At 66.7% G+C, this 15001-nt stretch carries 9 protein-coding genes; all 9 read right to left on the reverse strand.

All coding sequences use genetic code 11. From position 1 onward, the window contains the following. Positions 1–6 precede the first annotated feature (6 nt). Positions 7–2076, reverse strand: a complete 2070-nt coding sequence (gene fusA, locus OXG79_14730) for an elongation factor G (protein MCY3785020.1) — start codon at positions 2074–2076, stop codon at positions 7–9. A gap of 17 nt (positions 2077–2093) precedes the next feature. Further along, entirely contained in the window at positions 2094–2564 is a 471-nt protein-coding gene (rpsG, locus tag OXG79_14735; GenBank protein ID MCY3785021.1) for a 30S ribosomal protein S7, read from the reverse strand. A 93-nt stretch (positions 2565–2657) separates the two neighbouring features. Further along, positions 2658–3071 (reverse strand): 30S ribosomal protein S12, encoded by a 414-nt coding sequence (gene rpsL / locus OXG79_14740; GenBank protein MCY3785022.1) that lies wholly within the window; start codon positions 3069–3071, stop codon positions 2658–2660. Between the two features lie 72 nt (positions 3072–3143). Further along, positions 3144–7670, reverse strand: coding sequence for a DNA-directed RNA polymerase subunit beta' (rpoC, locus tag OXG79_14745; protein MCY3785023.1), 4527 nt, complete (start codon positions 7668–7670; stop codon positions 3144–3146). 14 nt (positions 7671–7684) lie between these two features. Next, a complete protein-coding gene (locus tag OXG79_14750) occupies positions 7685–11143 on the reverse strand; it encodes a DNA-directed RNA polymerase subunit beta (protein MCY3785024.1) in 3459 nt (1152 codons plus the stop codon). Positions 11144–11699: 556 nt separating this feature from the next. After that, entirely contained in the window at positions 11700–12074 is a 375-nt protein-coding gene (locus tag OXG79_14755) for a histidine triad nucleotide-binding protein (protein MCY3785025.1), read from the reverse strand. A gap of 130 nt (positions 12075–12204) precedes the next feature. After that, a complete protein-coding gene (locus tag OXG79_14760) occupies positions 12205–13098 on the reverse strand; it encodes a 50S ribosomal protein L11 methyltransferase (GenBank protein ID MCY3785026.1) in 894 nt (297 codons plus the stop codon). Next, positions 13095–14201 carry a molecular chaperone DnaJ gene (gene dnaJ, locus OXG79_14765; GenBank protein MCY3785027.1) on the reverse strand — a complete coding sequence of 369 codons (1107 nt, stop codon included), beginning with the start codon at positions 14199–14201 and terminating at the stop codon, positions 13095–13097. The genes OXG79_14760 and dnaJ overlap by 4 nt, the downstream gene beginning before the upstream one ends. 20 nt (positions 14202–14221) lie before the next feature. Then, positions 14222–14896, reverse strand: a complete 675-nt coding sequence (locus tag OXG79_14770; protein MCY3785028.1) for a nucleotide exchange factor GrpE — start codon at positions 14894–14896, stop codon at positions 14222–14224. Positions 14897–15001 lie beyond the last annotated feature (105 nt).

Below are 15001 nucleotides of genomic sequence, written 5' to 3' on the forward strand. Positions count from 1 at the left end.
CCGCGCCTAGACTCCCGTGAGAACTTCCTGTCCCGTCCCGGCCCCCGGCCGGACGGCGTAGTGTGAAAACTCCATCGAAAACGTACCCCGGCCCTGAGTGGCCGAGCGTAACGCACTAGCGTACCCAAACATTGTGGCCAGCGGTACTTCCGCGCGAATCACGCTCGACCCGCCCCTCGGCTCGGTCCCCTGGACGTCGCCCCGCTTGGACAGCAGGCCCGCCAGCACGTCACCCACGTATTCGTCGGGAATCACGACATCGACGGCCATCACGGGCTCGAGGACTGCGGTTCCCGATCGTCGCAGGGCCTCTTCCACCGCCCACGCTCCGGCGATTTCAAAGGCGAGCTCGGATGAGTCCACCTCGTGGAACGAGCCGTCGACGATGCGGATGCGCACGTCGATGACCGGGAATCCCTGCAGTCCCCCACTCAGCGCGCGACGCGCCCCGCGCTCCGCGGCCGGCAGGAAGCTGACCGGAATTGCGCCGCCCACGATTCGCGTCTCGATCTCGACGCCCGCGCCCGGCTCCAGCGGCTCGAGCTCGACGACCACGTGGCCGTACTGCCCGCGCCCGCCGGTCTGGCGGATGAATCGGCCCGGCGCCTGCACGGCCCGCAAGGGGCGTTCGCGATAGGCCACCTGTGGGCGGCCCACGTTGGCGCCGACGCGAAACTCGCGCAACAGGCGGTCCACGATCACTTCGAGGTGCAGCTCGCCCATGCCGGCGATCAGCGTCTGGCCCGTTTCCTCGTCGCTTCGCACCTGGAAGGTCGGGTCCTCGTCGCCGAGCTTGCCCAGCGCCGTGATGATGCGGTCTTGATCCGCGCGGCTCTTGGGCTCGATGGCGATCGTCACGACCGGGTCGGGGAACGTAATCGATTCCAGCAGCACGGGATGCGCCGGGTCGGCCAGCGTGTCGCCGGTGCTCACGTCGCGCATGCCAACGGCGGCGACGATATCGCCGGGCACGATGGGATCCTTGATCTCCTCGCGCTTGTCGGCATGCATGCGGAGCACCCGGCTCAGGCGTTGCCGCTTGCCCGTCCCAACGTTCAGAACGGTCGTGCCGGGCTCGATCCGCCCCGAGTAGACCCGAAAGTACGCCAGCTTGCCCGAATGCGGGTCCGCCACCATCTTGAATGCCAGCGCCGCGAACGGCGCGTCTTCCGATGCCCCCCGCTCGAGTGTTTCGTCGGTCTTGGGATCCATGCCGCGAACCGGCGGCACGTCCAGCGGCGAGGGCAGGTAGCGCACCACGGCGTCGAGCACCGGCTCAATGCCCCGGTTGCGCAACGCGCTGCCAAACAGCACCGGCACCAGCAGCGACTCAATGGTTCCGCGCCGCAGCGCGGCGACCATCGCCCCGGCGTCGACGTCTTCGTCGTTCAGGTAGAGCTCGGCGATGTGATCGTCGAACTCGCTCAGAGCTTCGAGCAGTTGCATCCGCGCCACGACCGCCACTTCGGCCAAATCGTCCGGAATGTCCTCGACCGAGGGCTGGGCCACAGCATCGCTGGGCCACACGATGGCCTGCATCTCGATGAGATCGACCACGCCCTGAAACTCCTGCTCGCGGCCGATGGGAAGTTGCACCGGAACCGGATTCGCCCCCAGCCGCTCGCGGATCGAGCGGACCGCCGCGTCGGGGTCGGCCCCCACGCGATCCATCTTGTTGATGAAGGCCACGCGCGGCACGTCGTACTTGTCGGCCTGGCGCCAGACGGTCTCGGACTGCGGCTCCACGCCGTGCACGGCGTCGAAAACCACCAGCCCGCCATCGAGGACGCGCAGCGAACGCTCGACCTCGGCCGTGAAATCCACGTGTCCGGGCGTGTCGATGATGTTGATGCGCCGGTCCTGCCAATAGCAGGTCGTGGCCGCCGCGACGATGGTGATGCCGCGCTCGCGCTCCTGGGCCATCCAGTCCATTTGGGTCGTGCCGTCGTCGATGACGCCGATGCGATGGATGCGCCCCGTGTAGAAGAGGATGCGCTCGGTGGTGGTGGTCTTGCCGGCATCGATGTGGGCGATGATGCCGATGTTGCGAGTTTGCGCGATGTCAGATTCGGACATGGTGCTTCGGGCTCGGGCTAAAACGCGTAGATGGCGAATGCGCGATTCGCCTCGGCCATGCGATGCATCTCTTCACGGCGGCGCACCGCTCCGCCCTGCCCGGAAGCCGCATCGAGAAGCTCAAAGGCCAGGCGCTCGCGCATCGAGCGGCCGCCTCGCGCCCGAGCCGAGCTGATGAGCCAGCGCACGGCCAGGGAGTATCGCCGGTCGCCGCGGATCTCGACCGGCACCTGATACGTCGCGCCGCCAACCCGGCGCGGCTTGACCTCGATCTGTGGCATGACGTTGCGAATAGCCTCTTCGAAGGCGTCGAGCGCCGGCGTCCCGCTCCGCTCCTCGACGAGGTCGAAGGCGCCGTAGACGATTGCCTGCGCCTTGGCCTTGTAGCCATGGCGCATCAGCTTGTTGATAAAGCGCTCCACCGTCCGGTTGTTGTATTTCGGATCGGGTGCGGTGATTCGCCGCTCGGGGCGCTTCCGGCGAGGCATGCTGTTGAATCTCCTGGTTAGTGGGGGTGGCCGCGGGTTCCAGTCAGCCGTAGGCGATGCCGTGCCAACGATTGCTCCACGGGAGCGCTGACCCTAGGCGCCGCGCCTGGTGCCGTACTTCGACCGCCCTTGCTTGCGATTCTCGACGCCCGTGGCATCCAGAGGTCCTCGTACGACGTGATAGCGCACGCCGGGCAGATCCTTGACGCGTCCGCCGCGAATCAGGACGACCGAGTGCTCCTGGAGTTGGTGGCCTTCGCCCGGAATGTAGGCCGTGACCTCCATCCCGTTCGACAACCGGACCCGCGCCACCTTCCGCAGCGCCGAGTTCGGCTTGCGCGGCGTGACGGTGCGCACCAGCGTGCACACGCCGCGCTTTTGGGGCGCCCCGCGCGTGCGCACCATGCGCCGCCGCAGCCCGTTATAGGCGAAGTGCAGCGCAGGCGCCGTCACTTTGCGACGTGACTTGCGCCGACCCTTGCGAACAAGCTGGTTTATCGTTGGCACGCGACCACCAAGGTCTGTCGAATTAGGGGCACAACAAAACAGGACGCACTTCGGCGCCCGCCCCGCACGCTATCACTGCGACTCGTCCGCGTCAACGTCCGCGTCGCCGTTTTCGGCCTCCGACAAGGGCACGTCCTGAACGTTGGCCTCCTCGATCGGCTCGTCGGAGCCCGAGCTGAGGAACGCCGAGAACTGATCGGCCGCGGCGCTGGGCCGCTCAGGAATTCCGGCAAGAAGCGTCCGGTCGTCGTCGCTTTCACCGGCCAGGGCCTGCATCAGGCTGTCGATCGCCCGGCCCTCGCCGTCGTCAGCCGCCTCGGCGCCGGATCCGACCGCCGCCAGCACGCCCTCGCCCTCACCATCATCGGTCAGCAGTGATTCGGCCTCGCCTTCGCTGGCCGTGATCAACGTGCCTTCGTGATACCGCTTCCAGCCGGTGCCGGCCGGAATCAGCTTGCCGATGATCACGTTTTCCTTCAGGCCGTGGAGATGATCGGTCTTGCCCTCCACGACAGCCTCGGTCAGCACCCGCGTCGTGTCCTGGAACGATGCCGCGGCCAGGAAACTCTCATTGTTGAGCGACGCCTTGGTGACGCCGAGCAGCACCGGGCGAGCGGTCGCCGGTCGACGGTCCTCGGCGATGGCGTGCTCGTTGGCCTCATCGAACACGTGCCGATCGATCAGGGTGCCGGGCAGCATGTCGGTGTCGCCGGGCATCTCGATGTGCACGCGCCGCAGCATCTGCCGCACGATCACCTCGATGTGCTTGTCGTTCACGGCCACGCCTACGATGCGATAGACCGACTGGACCTGCTGCACCACGTAGCGCTGCAACGCCTCGCGGCCGCGCAGGCGCAAGATGTCCTGGGGGTTCAGGGGACCCGCGGTGAGCTGCTGTCCCTTGGACACGAGCTGTCCGCTGCGAACTTGCAGCTCTGCCGCCGGCGATACCGGATATTCATCGGTATCCTCGGTCTGCGACCGCAGGACGATTTCTCCGTCCCGCACGCTGACGACGCCGTCGTTCGTGGCCCGAGGGCCCGCGCCCGCGACGCTGGCCAGCGCCCGCTTGCTGATCGTCTTCGACTTGCTCTTGGCCTTGCGGGCCAGCAAGTCCTCCGCCTGCTCGCGCGGCAGGGCGAGGGTCGCGTCCTTGGCAACCTCGTCGCCGTCCTCCACGATGGGCACGAAGTCGTCGGCGAGCTCATACACCTGCTCGTGGATATGCGCCGAGACGACGCGAATCACCTTGCGATCCTCTTCTTCGATGATCTCGGCCGTGCCGTCGAGCGCGCTCATCTGGGCCACGCCCTTCGGGACACGGGCCTCGAAGAGTTCCTCGACCCGCGGCAGCCCCTGCACGCGGTCCGTGATGTCCGTGCCCATGACCACCCCGCCCAGGTGGAAAGTGCGCATGGTGAGCTGCGTCGCCGGCTCGCCCATGGATTGGGCGGCGATGATGCCGACGGCGGCGCCCTCCTCCACCAACTCGTGGCGGGCTAAGTCCATGCCGTAGCACCGCTGGCAGACGCCGCGCGCGTTGCGGCAGTGCATCACCGAGCGGGCGAAGACTTCGCCCACGTCCGCATCGTCGATCGCTCGGCTGAGATGTCGGTCGACCATCACGTCGGCCGGCACGATGATCTCCCCGGTTTCGGGATGGACCACCGGCGCCAGGGTGAAGCGACCAAAGGCGCGATCGCCCACCGAGCCTTCAACCTGCTCGGGGTCGGCCGTGACGATGTGGTCGCCTTCCGTTGCCCCGCAGTCCTCGCCCATCACGATCACGTCCTGCGCCACGTCGACGAGGCGCCGGGTGAGATAGCCGCTGTCGGCGGTTCGCAGGGCCGTGTCGGCCAAGCCCTTGCGCGCGCCGTGAGTTGAAATGAAGTACTCCAGCACGGTCAGGCCCTCGCGGAAATTCCCGCGCACGGGCACCTCGTAAATCTTGCCGGTCGGGTCGGACATGAGGCCGCGCATGCCGGAAACTTGGCGGATCTGATCGAAGTTCCCCTTGGCGGCGCCGGAGTTGCCCATCATGTAGACGGGTCCGTGCGGGTCGAGGTCCAGGGGCACCGCGGCCGTCACCTTCTCGGTGGCCTCGGTCCACTTTTGAACCGTCAGCTTGTACCGCTCGCGGTCCGTGATGAATCCGTCCTTGAAGCTGCGCTCGATCTCCGCCACATCCGCATCGGCGCCTGCGAGCACGTTGTCCTTCACGGCCGGGATTTCCAGATCGAACACGCCCATCGTCACGCCCGAGCGCGTGGCCCAATACATGCCAATGTCCTTCACCCGGTCGGCAACCTCGGCGGTCGCCTCGATGCCGCTGGAGAAGAAGGCCCCGGCCAACACGCGACGCAGCCCGCCCTTGTCGAGCCGCTCGTTGACGAATCGCAGATCGCGCGGCAGCGCGATGTTGAAAATGATTCGCCCAATCGTCGTCTCGATGAACGCCGGCGACGGCGGCTGGTCCTCCGGCACCGGAAAGTCCTGCGACGTCACCCGCAGATTGATCTTGGCGTGCAGATGCACCGCGCCGTGCTCGAACGCCAGCAAGGCGTCGCCGAAATCGGCGAACGTTCGGCCTTCGCCCAACGCGCCTTCAACCATCTCCGTCAGGTAGTAGGCGCCAAGCGCCATGTCCTTGGTCGGCGCGATGATCGGCGCGCCGTCCGCCGGCGACAGCACGTTGAGCGTGCTCTTCATGATGTAGCGCGCTTCGTCCTGCGCAGCCCGGCTCAGCGGCACGTGCACCGCCATCTGGTCGCCGTCGAAGTCGGCGTTGAAGGCCGTGCACACGAGCGGATGGATCTGAATCGCGCTGCCGGTCACCAGCACGATGTCGAACGCCTGGATGCCCAGCCGGTGCAGCGTTGGCGCGCGGTTCAACAGCACCGGGTGGTCCTGCGTGACTTCCGCGAGCGCATCCCACACCACGGGCTCGGGGTGCTCGACCATGCGCTTCGCGCTCTTGATGTTGCTGGCATGCCCGTAGTCCACCAGCTTGCGCATCACGAATGGCTTGAAGAGCTCCAGCGCCATCTTGGTGGGTAGGCCGCACTGGTTCAGCTTCAGGTGCGGGCCAACCACGATCACCGAGCGGCCTGAGTAATCCACCCGCTTGCCCAGCAGGTTCTGGCGGAAGCGCCCTTGCTTGCCGCGGAGCTGGTCGCTCAGCGACTTGTAGGGATGATTGGACGAACCGGTGACGGCGCGACCGCGCCGGCCGTTGTCGATCAGCGCATCCACCGCCTCTTGGAGCATCCGCTTCTCGTTGCGCACGATGATTTCGGGCGCGCCGAGCTCCACCAGCCGCTTGAGCCGGTTGTTGCGGTTGATCACGCGACGGTAGAGGTCGTTCAGGTCGCTGGTCGCGAACCTGCCGCCATCGAGCTGCACCATGGGCCGGATGTCCGGCGGCAGCACGGGCAGCACCGACAGGATCATCCACTCAGGGCGATTGCCCGAGCGGCGAAACGCCTCGACGACCTTCAGTCGCTTGGTCGCCTTCTTGCGCCGCTGGATCGATGGCGACTCGATTTCCTCGCGCAGTTCGGCCGCCAGGGCGTCGAGATCGACGTTGCCAATCAACTCAACCACGGCCTCGGCCCCGATGCCGGCGCCGAAGACCTCGCCACAGGTGTGGCTCAGCTGCTGGTAGCGCGGCTCGCTCAGGAGCTGGTGCAGCTCGAGCGTCGTCAGATCGTCCGCGCGCTGCTGGTAGAACTCGCGCGTGCCCGCGATCTGCGACGCGCGCTCCTCCTCCAGGCCCATGGCTTCCTGGTCGGCCTCACGCCGCCGCGCCAGCTTAGTGGCGCCAAACCGCTCGTTCGCCGAGGCGACGGCCGTCTCGGCTGCCGCCTCGATGGCTGCTAGCGACTCGGCGTTGATGGCGTCACCGGCGGCGATGATCGGCTCGTCGAGCCAACTCAGCCGGATCTCTTCCTCGGCATCGCTGCCGCTCTCGGCGACCGGCGTAAGCCGCGCAACTGTGGTCTCGGCTTCTTCGCGGAGCCGGGCGACTTCGCCTTCCAACTGCTCGTCCAGCTTCGCAATCTGCTCGGCCGTCTCGGCCTCCAGATCCTCTGCTTGCTGCGCCATCTCGGCCTGGATCTCCGCCTCGCGCGCCGCCAGGTCGTCATCGATGCGACCCAAGGCCGCGTCGCGCTCGGCTTCGTCGAACTCCGTGACGATGAAGGACGCGAAGTAGACGATCTTCTCCAGATCGCGCGGCGTGATGTCCAGGATCTGCCCAATCCGGCTCGGCGTACCTTTCAGGAACCAGATATGGGTCACGGGGGCGGCGAGCTCGATGTGGCCCATGCGCTCGCGCCGCACGCGCGAACGGGTGACCTCGACGCCGCACTTGTCGCAGATGATCCCGCGATAGCGGATCTTTTTGTACTTGCCGCACGAGCACTCCCAGTCCTTGGTCGGACCGAAGATGCGCTCGCAGAACAATCCGTCGCGCTCCGGCTTGAGCGTTCGATAGTTGATGGTCTCCGGCTTGATGACCTCGCCGTACGACCACGACCGAACTTGCTCCGGCGATGCGAGGCGGATTCGGATTGCGTTGAACTTGTTGACCTCAAGCACGCTCGTTTTGCCTCCTACAGCCGGTATTCACGGCCCTGAATGTTGATGCCGTCCAGGTCCGGCAACATGTCATGCGTGTGCTCGACCACCAGCGGAACCTCTTCTTCGTATTCGTCGAGAATGTCCACCGCCACCCCGAGGCTCTGCAGCTCCTTGACGAGCACGCGGAAAGACTCGGGGATTCCGGGTTCCAGGATGGTTTCGCCCTTCACGATCGCCTCATAAGTCTTGACGCGACCGAGGATGTCGTCGGATTTCACGGTGAGCATTTCCTGCAGCGTGTGGGCGGCGCCGTAGGCTTCGAGCGCCCACACCTCCATTTCGCCGAAACGCTGGCCGCCCATTTGCGCCTTGCCGCCGAGCGGCTGCTGCGTGATCAGCGAGTACGGGCCCGTCGACCGGGCGTGAATCTTGTCGTCCACCATGTGTCCGAGCTTCATCATGTAGATCACGCCGACGACGACCTCCTGGTCGAATGGCTCGCCCGTGCGACCGTCGATCAGCCGCGCCTTGCCGTGTTCGGGCAGGTCGGCCTCGGCGAGCGCGGCGATGATGTCGGCCTCGTCGGCGCTGTCGAAGACCGGCGTGATCGCCCGGAAGTCCATCTTGGCCGCCGCCCGGCCCAGATGCGTCTCCAGCGACTGCCCCACGTTCATCCGCGAGGCCACCCCCAGCGGGTTGAGGATGAGGTCGATGGGAGTGCCGTCCTCGAGATGCGGCATGTCTTCCTGCGGCAGGATCATGGAGACGACGCCCTTGTTGCCGTGACGCCCCGCCATCTTGTCGCCGACCATCAGCTTGCGCTTGGACGCCACGCTCACCCGCACCATCTCGGTCACGCCGGCTTGCAGATCGGCGGCGTCGGCGGCGGTGAAGCGCTTCACATCGATCACCCGTCCGGACTCTCCGGTCGGCAGGTGCTTCGAGGTGTCCTTCACTTCACGCGCGTCGCGGCCGAAGATTGCGCGCAGTAGGCGGTCCTCGCCGCTGAGCTCGGTCTCGCCCTTCGGGGTGATCTTGCCGACCAGGATGTCGTCCGGCCCGACTTCAGCCCCCACGTAGACCACGCCGGTGTCGTCGAGGTTGCGCAGGCCTTCCTCGCTCTGATTGGGAATGTCCCGCGTGATCTCCTCGGGTCCCAGCTTGGTATCGCGCGCCTCGACCTCGTACTGCTCGATGTGGATCGAGGTGAACACATCGTCCTTCACCAGGCGCTCGCTGACGACGATCGCGTCCTCGTAGTTCCCGCCCTCCCAGAACATGAAGGCCACCAGGATGTTCTGGCCGAGCGACAGCATGGTGTCGCTCGTCGCCATGCTCTCGGCGATCACCTGGCCGGCCTCCACCTGGTCGCCGACCCGCACCACCGGCCGCTGGCTGATGCACGTGGCCGTATTCGAGCGCTCGAACTTGCGCAGCCGATAGGTGTGCTCGCCCTGGTCCGGATGCTCCACCACGATCTCGCGGGCGGTGACCGCACTGACGGTGCCGTCCGCGGCGGCGTTCACCATGTGCCCGGAGTCGCGCGCGGCGCGTGTCTCCATGCCCGTGGCCACCAGCGGCGCTTCGGGCGTGATCAGCGGCACGGCCTGCCGCTGCATGTTGGCCCCCATCAAGGCGCGGTTGGCGTCGTCGTGTTCCAGGAACGGAATCATGGCCGCCGGCACGCTCACGATCTGCTGTGGCGAGGCGTCGATGAATTCGACCTCGGTCACAGGCGACTCGTGGATCTGCGCCCCGTGGCGCACGGACACGCGGTCCGCTGCAAACTCGCCGTTCGGCTTCAACGCCGCGTTGGCCTGGGCAATCGTGAACTGCTCCTCGGCGTCCGCGGTCATGTATTCGATCTCATCCGTAACCCACGGGCGCACCGGGATCTCGGCGTCGCCGTTCGCGGCGGCCAGGGTGTCGGCCGCCGCGGGCGTAATCTCCGCGCCGGCGGCTACGAGCACGTCGCCCCCGTCCGGTGCGTGAATTGCTTGAGTGGCGATTCGGCCGGCAAGCGCCGCCGCTTCTGACGCCGGCACGCTGTGGGCTACTCGGCGGTACGGCGTTTCGATGAACCCATAGGGATTCACCTTGGCGAACGTGGCCAGGGTGTTGATCAAGCCGATGCTCGGACCCTCCGGCGTTTCGATCGGACACACGCGGCCGTAGTGGCTGTAGTGAACGTCCCGGACATCGAATCCGGCGCGCTCGCGCGAGAGTCCGCCCGGTCCCATGGCGCTCAGGCGACGCTTGTGTCCCAGCTCGGCCAGCGGATTGGCCTGGTCCATGAACTGTGACAACTGGCTGCCGCCGAAGAACTCCTTGATCGCGGCGGTCACGGGCCGGGTGTTGATGAGCCCGGACGGCGTGGCCTCGGCGGCGTCCTGAATGCTCATCCGTTCCTTGATCACGCGCTCCATCCGCAGCAGCCCGATCCGGAACTGTTCGGCCAGCAACTCGCCGACCGCGCGGACGCGCCGGTTGCCGAGGTGGTCGATATGGTCGGGCTGTCCCTGCACCACGTTGAGACGGACGATCTCCCGCACGATCGCGAGCAAATCCTCCGGCCGCAGCGTGCGCGTTTCGTCGTCGGGATCGGCGTTGAGCCGCTTGTTCAGTTTGTATCGCCCAACCGGGCCAAGGTCATAGCGGCGAATGGTGAAAAACGTCTGCTCGATCAGCGCGCGGGCATTGTCCACCGTCGCCGGGTCTCCCGGTCGCAGCCGGTGGTACAGCTCGATGAGGCCGTCTTCGTGGCTCAGCGCGGAATCGCGCCGCGTGGTGGCATCGCCGATGGTGGACCGGATGAACTGGTGATCCGGGTCCGTGTCAATATCCTCGAAGAGGTCCAGCAGCACGTCGTCCGCGCCCCACTCCGACGAGATCGCGCGCAGGAACGTGGTCACCGGAATGCGTCGCTTGCGGTCGATCTTCACCCCGATCAGGTTTTGGCTCGCGGTTTCGAATTCGAGCCAGGCGCCGCGCTTCGGGATCAGCTTGGCGCCAAACCGACGCCGCCCGGTGGCCGGGTCGTCTTCCGCCGAGAAGTACACGCCCGGCGAGCGCACGAGCTGGCTCACGACCACTCGCTCCGCGCCGTTGTAGATAAACGTGCCCTGGCTGGTCATGAGCGGGAAGTCGCCCATGTAGACCGTCATCTCCTTAATCTCGTCGGTTTGCTTGTTGTGCAGCCGCGCCTTGACGCGCAGCGGCGCCTGATAGGTGCGGTCGGCCTCGCGGCACTGCTCTTCGGAATAGGCCGGCTTGTCGAACGGCTCGTCCGGCACCTCGAAGTGCAACTCGAGGTTGCGCCCGGTGAAGTCCTGAATCGGTGAAATCTCGGCGAACAACTCCCGCAGGTATTCCTCTTTGAACCGGTTGAAGGACTCGACTTGCAGATCGATGAGGTTCGGTGGGTCGATCAGACTCCGAGCCTTGCCGTAGTACCGGGCCTCTACCTGCGATGCCGCACCGTTGTTAGCCATGGAGCCTCAGCTTCTCAGGTCCGGCAAACGTGCCGGACAAATACCGTCGTGAATCCCGCCGGCCCTGTTGCAAGACGAGCAAGCGCGCGCCGGGCCTTGGTGCACGCTCGCGGTGCAGGGTCGACATCCACGTCCCATCAGACGCAATCGCCAAACGTCCGCTAATGGCCTCGCCTTGTCAGTTGCAAATCCAACACCCCGAATTGGGAATTTTCTGAAGGCAGCACAAAACACCCAGAGCGGCCCGAAAACCGCCTGGGTGATAGACCTATTCGATTCGCCCTAGCTCAAGCTGGGCGCAAAATCCCCGCACGACCTTTCGAGCTTAGCATGCCTTCAACAGTCGTGCGACCCGGGTGGCGGGCCGCTTCAAGTCCGCCAGTCCCGCGAATGGAGAACTCTGCGTAGTCCTTCGTCATTCCCGCGAAGGCGGGAATCCACCCCTCATTGAATCTCGGGGCGGATAGGATTTCCCTGTCATCCGCAAGCTTCGCCGGATTCCGCAAAGCTCTCAGAAGGCAGAGATCGGGACTCCTTCCCGCAGGTCACCGCCCGCCTACCCAAGCTCCCCTTCAAGCTGCCGGCCACCGAGCACGTGCAGGTGCACGTGGCCCACGGTCTGCGCCCCATGGCGTCCGTGATTCACGGCCACCCGGTACCCGGTCGCATGCACGCCCTCCAGCCGCGCCACGTTCGCGGCGGCCGTGAGCAGGCGTCCCGCCAGGTCGGGATCGTCCCGCAATCCGTCGAGACTCGACACGTGTCGACGCGGCACGACCAGAACGTGGACCGGGGCCTGGGGCGCGATGTCGCGAAACGCGAACACCGCGTCGTCCTCATAGACCTGATCCGACGGAATGGCGCCCGCCGCAATCTTGCAGAACAAGCAGTCGGCAACCGCGTCTTCCGAACCTGTCCAACTTGCCGTCATGGTGCGGCTCCCAGTGGTAGCGACTCCGGCATGACCTATCCGTCATTCCCGCAGAGGCGGGAATCCACCCGTCGGTAAACCTGTTGGCCCACGAGTACGAGCGGTTCGCGAACCGCCCGAAGCTCTCTATCTATAGGTCTCCCGCCGGCGGCATGCCGAGGTTAAGGCATTCCCACCCATCCCGGCGCAAGACGCTCTCGACACGCAATCCATGGTCGGCCGCCGCCGCCCGCATCTCGGCGCCTCTGGTCGCCGTGATGCCCCCCAGAATCACGCGGCCGTCGCGGCGCACGGCGGCGCGGTAGTGGTCGAGACTGCGCAGGTGCGTATCCGCCACGATGTTGGCCACCAAGATATCGGCGGGATCGGATTCGCGGAGCGGCAGCCGTCCGTGCGTCACCGACACCCGATCGTCACAAGCGTTCTGCGCCACGTTCGCCCGCGCCGTCCGCACCGCATCCGCGTCGGTGTCAACGGCGCGCACGCGCCGCGCGCCGCGCAGCGCCGCAACGATGGCCAGGACGCCCGAGCCCGTGCCGACGTCGATGACGTCGTGCCCGGGGGCAATCGCTCCCTCCAGGGCCTCCACCGCGAGTTGCGTGGTCGGATGCAGCCCGGTGCCGAACGCCATGCCGGGATCGAGCCGAATCACTCGGCGGTCGCCGGCCGGCGCGTCCGTCCACGAAGGCGCGATCACGAAACTGCGTCCGATCGGGAATGGGCGGTAGAACGCGCGCCATTCGTTCAAGTATTCCTCGGGCCGCACCCACCGGATTTGCGGCGTGCGCAGGGTCGAGGCGCCGGTGGCGCCCAGGTGCCACAGCGCGCGCTCGATCGCCTCACGCGTCGATTGGCATGCCGGACCGTCGGCGATGTACGCCCGCAGGGTCATCTGCTCCTGCGCGTCATCCGGCGACTGCTCGACCGCCAGCGCCGATCCGACCCAGCGGGAAAGCTCCATGCGCACGTCGTCGGCGTCGGCGGGATCGGTATGAACCGTGATCTCGAGCCAGCGCTGGCTCACCGAAATGCGGCGCGTGCCTTCTCGACGAAGCTTCGGCCGTCGGCGTCGCGACCGGCGGGCAGCGAGTCTCGCAGCTGTTCCAACACCGCCCGCTGGTCCGACGACAGCTTCTTGGGAACCACCACCTTGACCGTGATGCGCTGATCGCCCCGCCCCGACCCGCGATATCGAGGCACGCCGCGACCGCGCAGCTTGAGCACCGTGCCGGGTTGTGTCCCCCCAGGCACCGTCACGGTTTCCTCGCCGTCGACGGTCGGAACCTCCACCGTGGTCCCAAGGGCGGCTTCGGCGATGTTGAGCGCGAGATCGCTCACGATGTCGTCGCCCTCGCGCTCGAGCTGCGGATGGGGCTCCACCTCGATGGCCACGTAGAGATCTCCGGGAGTGCCGCGATTGCGCCCGTGATCGCCGGCGCCCGAGAGACGCAATTCGGTACCAGGCGCCAACCCCGCGGGAATCTCGATTTCCCGGCTCATGGCCCGGCGTTCCAGCCCGGTGCCGCGGCATCCGGAGCACGGCTCCGTGATTTCGCGCCCCTCGCCGTGGCAGCGCGGGCAGGTCGCGACGTTCACGAACTGTCCGAAGAGCGATTGTTGGGTCCGTTGCACCTGGCCCGCGCCTTGGCACATCCGGCAGGTTGACGGCTTGGTGCCCGGCTCGGCGCCATCGCCCCCACAGGCGCCGCACGGCTCGTGACGCTGGTAGTCGACTACCTTCGTCGCGCCAAAGACCGATTCGATGAAGTCCATCGTCACGACGGCGCGGAGATCGGCCCCACGCTGCTCCGTTCGTCGGGCGCGCGTGGTGCCGCGCCCGAAGAACGCGTCGAAAATGTCGCCCACGCCGGCAAAGTCGTCGACGCCGGCCCCGAATCCGCCGCGCGCGTCGGCGTGTCCGAATCGGTCATACATCTGCCGCTTCTCCGCGTCGCGCAACACCTCGTAGGCCTCGTTGATCTGCTTGAACTTGGCGTCGGCGTCAGACGCCTTGCTGACGTCCGGGTGGTATTCCCGCGCCAGCTTGCGGAAGGCCCGGCGAATCTCGGCTTCGGAGGCGTTTCGACTCACCCCCAGCACGTCGTAGTAGTCGGGCTTGCTGCTCACTGGCGCGCCACCGTTCGCCGTCAGCCCGCGCCGTCGCCGGCCGGCGTGGCGTCACCCGCGGCCGTCGTCTCCGGTTCCGACTCCAGGCTGGCCGCCGGCGCCGATTTGACGAGCGTCGGACGCAACACCCGATCCTGCATGCGGTAACCGCGCTGCAGCTGCTCGGCCACCACCATCGGACCGTCGCCCTCGTCCGAAATCACCACCTCGTGAATCGCGGTGTCGATGGGGTCGCCGCGTTTGCACTCGATGGGCGTGACGCCGTGTGCCTCCAGCACGCCCAGCAGTTGAGCCTGGGTCAGCGCAATGCCGTCCACCCAGCTCAGCAACCGCAGCTCGCCCGGCAGCGTCTGGAACGCGCGTTCGAAGCCGTCGATCACCCGCAGGATGTCGAACGCGATCGCCATGTTGGCGAAAAGGGCGCGTTCCCGGGCGTCGGCCTCGGTGCGCCGCCGGTAGTTGGCGAAGTCGGCCTGCACCCGCGTGAGTCGATTGAGCACGTCCCGATGTCGCCGCTCGAGATCGGGCGCATCGTCGGCCGGCGTCTCGGACGAGCCGGATTCGGCCGGCGGCTGGTCCGCGGCGCCCGAGGCTGCCCGGCGATCGGTCACGCGAATGGTCGGACGATCGTCGTCGTCGACCCGCGGCGCCTGGTCGTCCGGCGTCTCCGATTCACGAGGTTCGGCTTCGGTCATGCCTATCGGTTCTCCTCGGTGTTTTCCTGAGCCGTGGCCCTCGGGCCCCATGCCTTCGGCCCAGGCATTATCCATGCCCGCGAGTCGCAGAGTGGTGAATCACCG

This window comes from Chloroflexota bacterium (assembly GCA_026706485.1).
Lineage (GTDB): Bacteria > Chloroflexota > UBA11872 > UBA11872 > UBA11872 > JAJECS01.

What these genes read in the sequence shown, in the direction of transcription:
- fusA (MCY3785020.1), bottom strand. Translation starts at nt 2,076, where the DNA reads ATGTCCGAATCTGACATCGCGCAAACTCGCAACATCGGCATCATCGCC.
- rpsG (MCY3785021.1), bottom strand. Translation starts at nt 2,564, where the DNA reads ATGCCTCGCCGGAAGCGCCCCGAGCGGCGAATCACCGCACCCGATCCG.
- OXG79_14750 (MCY3785024.1), bottom strand. Translation starts at nt 11,143, where the DNA reads ATGGCTAACAACGGTGCGGCATCGCAGGTAGAGGCCCGGTACTACGGC.
- OXG79_14755 (MCY3785025.1), bottom strand. Translation starts at nt 12,074, where the DNA reads ATGACGGCAAGTTGGACAGGTTCGGAAGACGCGGTTGCCGACTGCTTG.
- OXG79_14770 (MCY3785028.1), bottom strand. Translation starts at nt 14,896, where the DNA reads ATGACCGAAGCCGAACCTCGTGAATCGGAGACGCCGGACGACCAGGCG.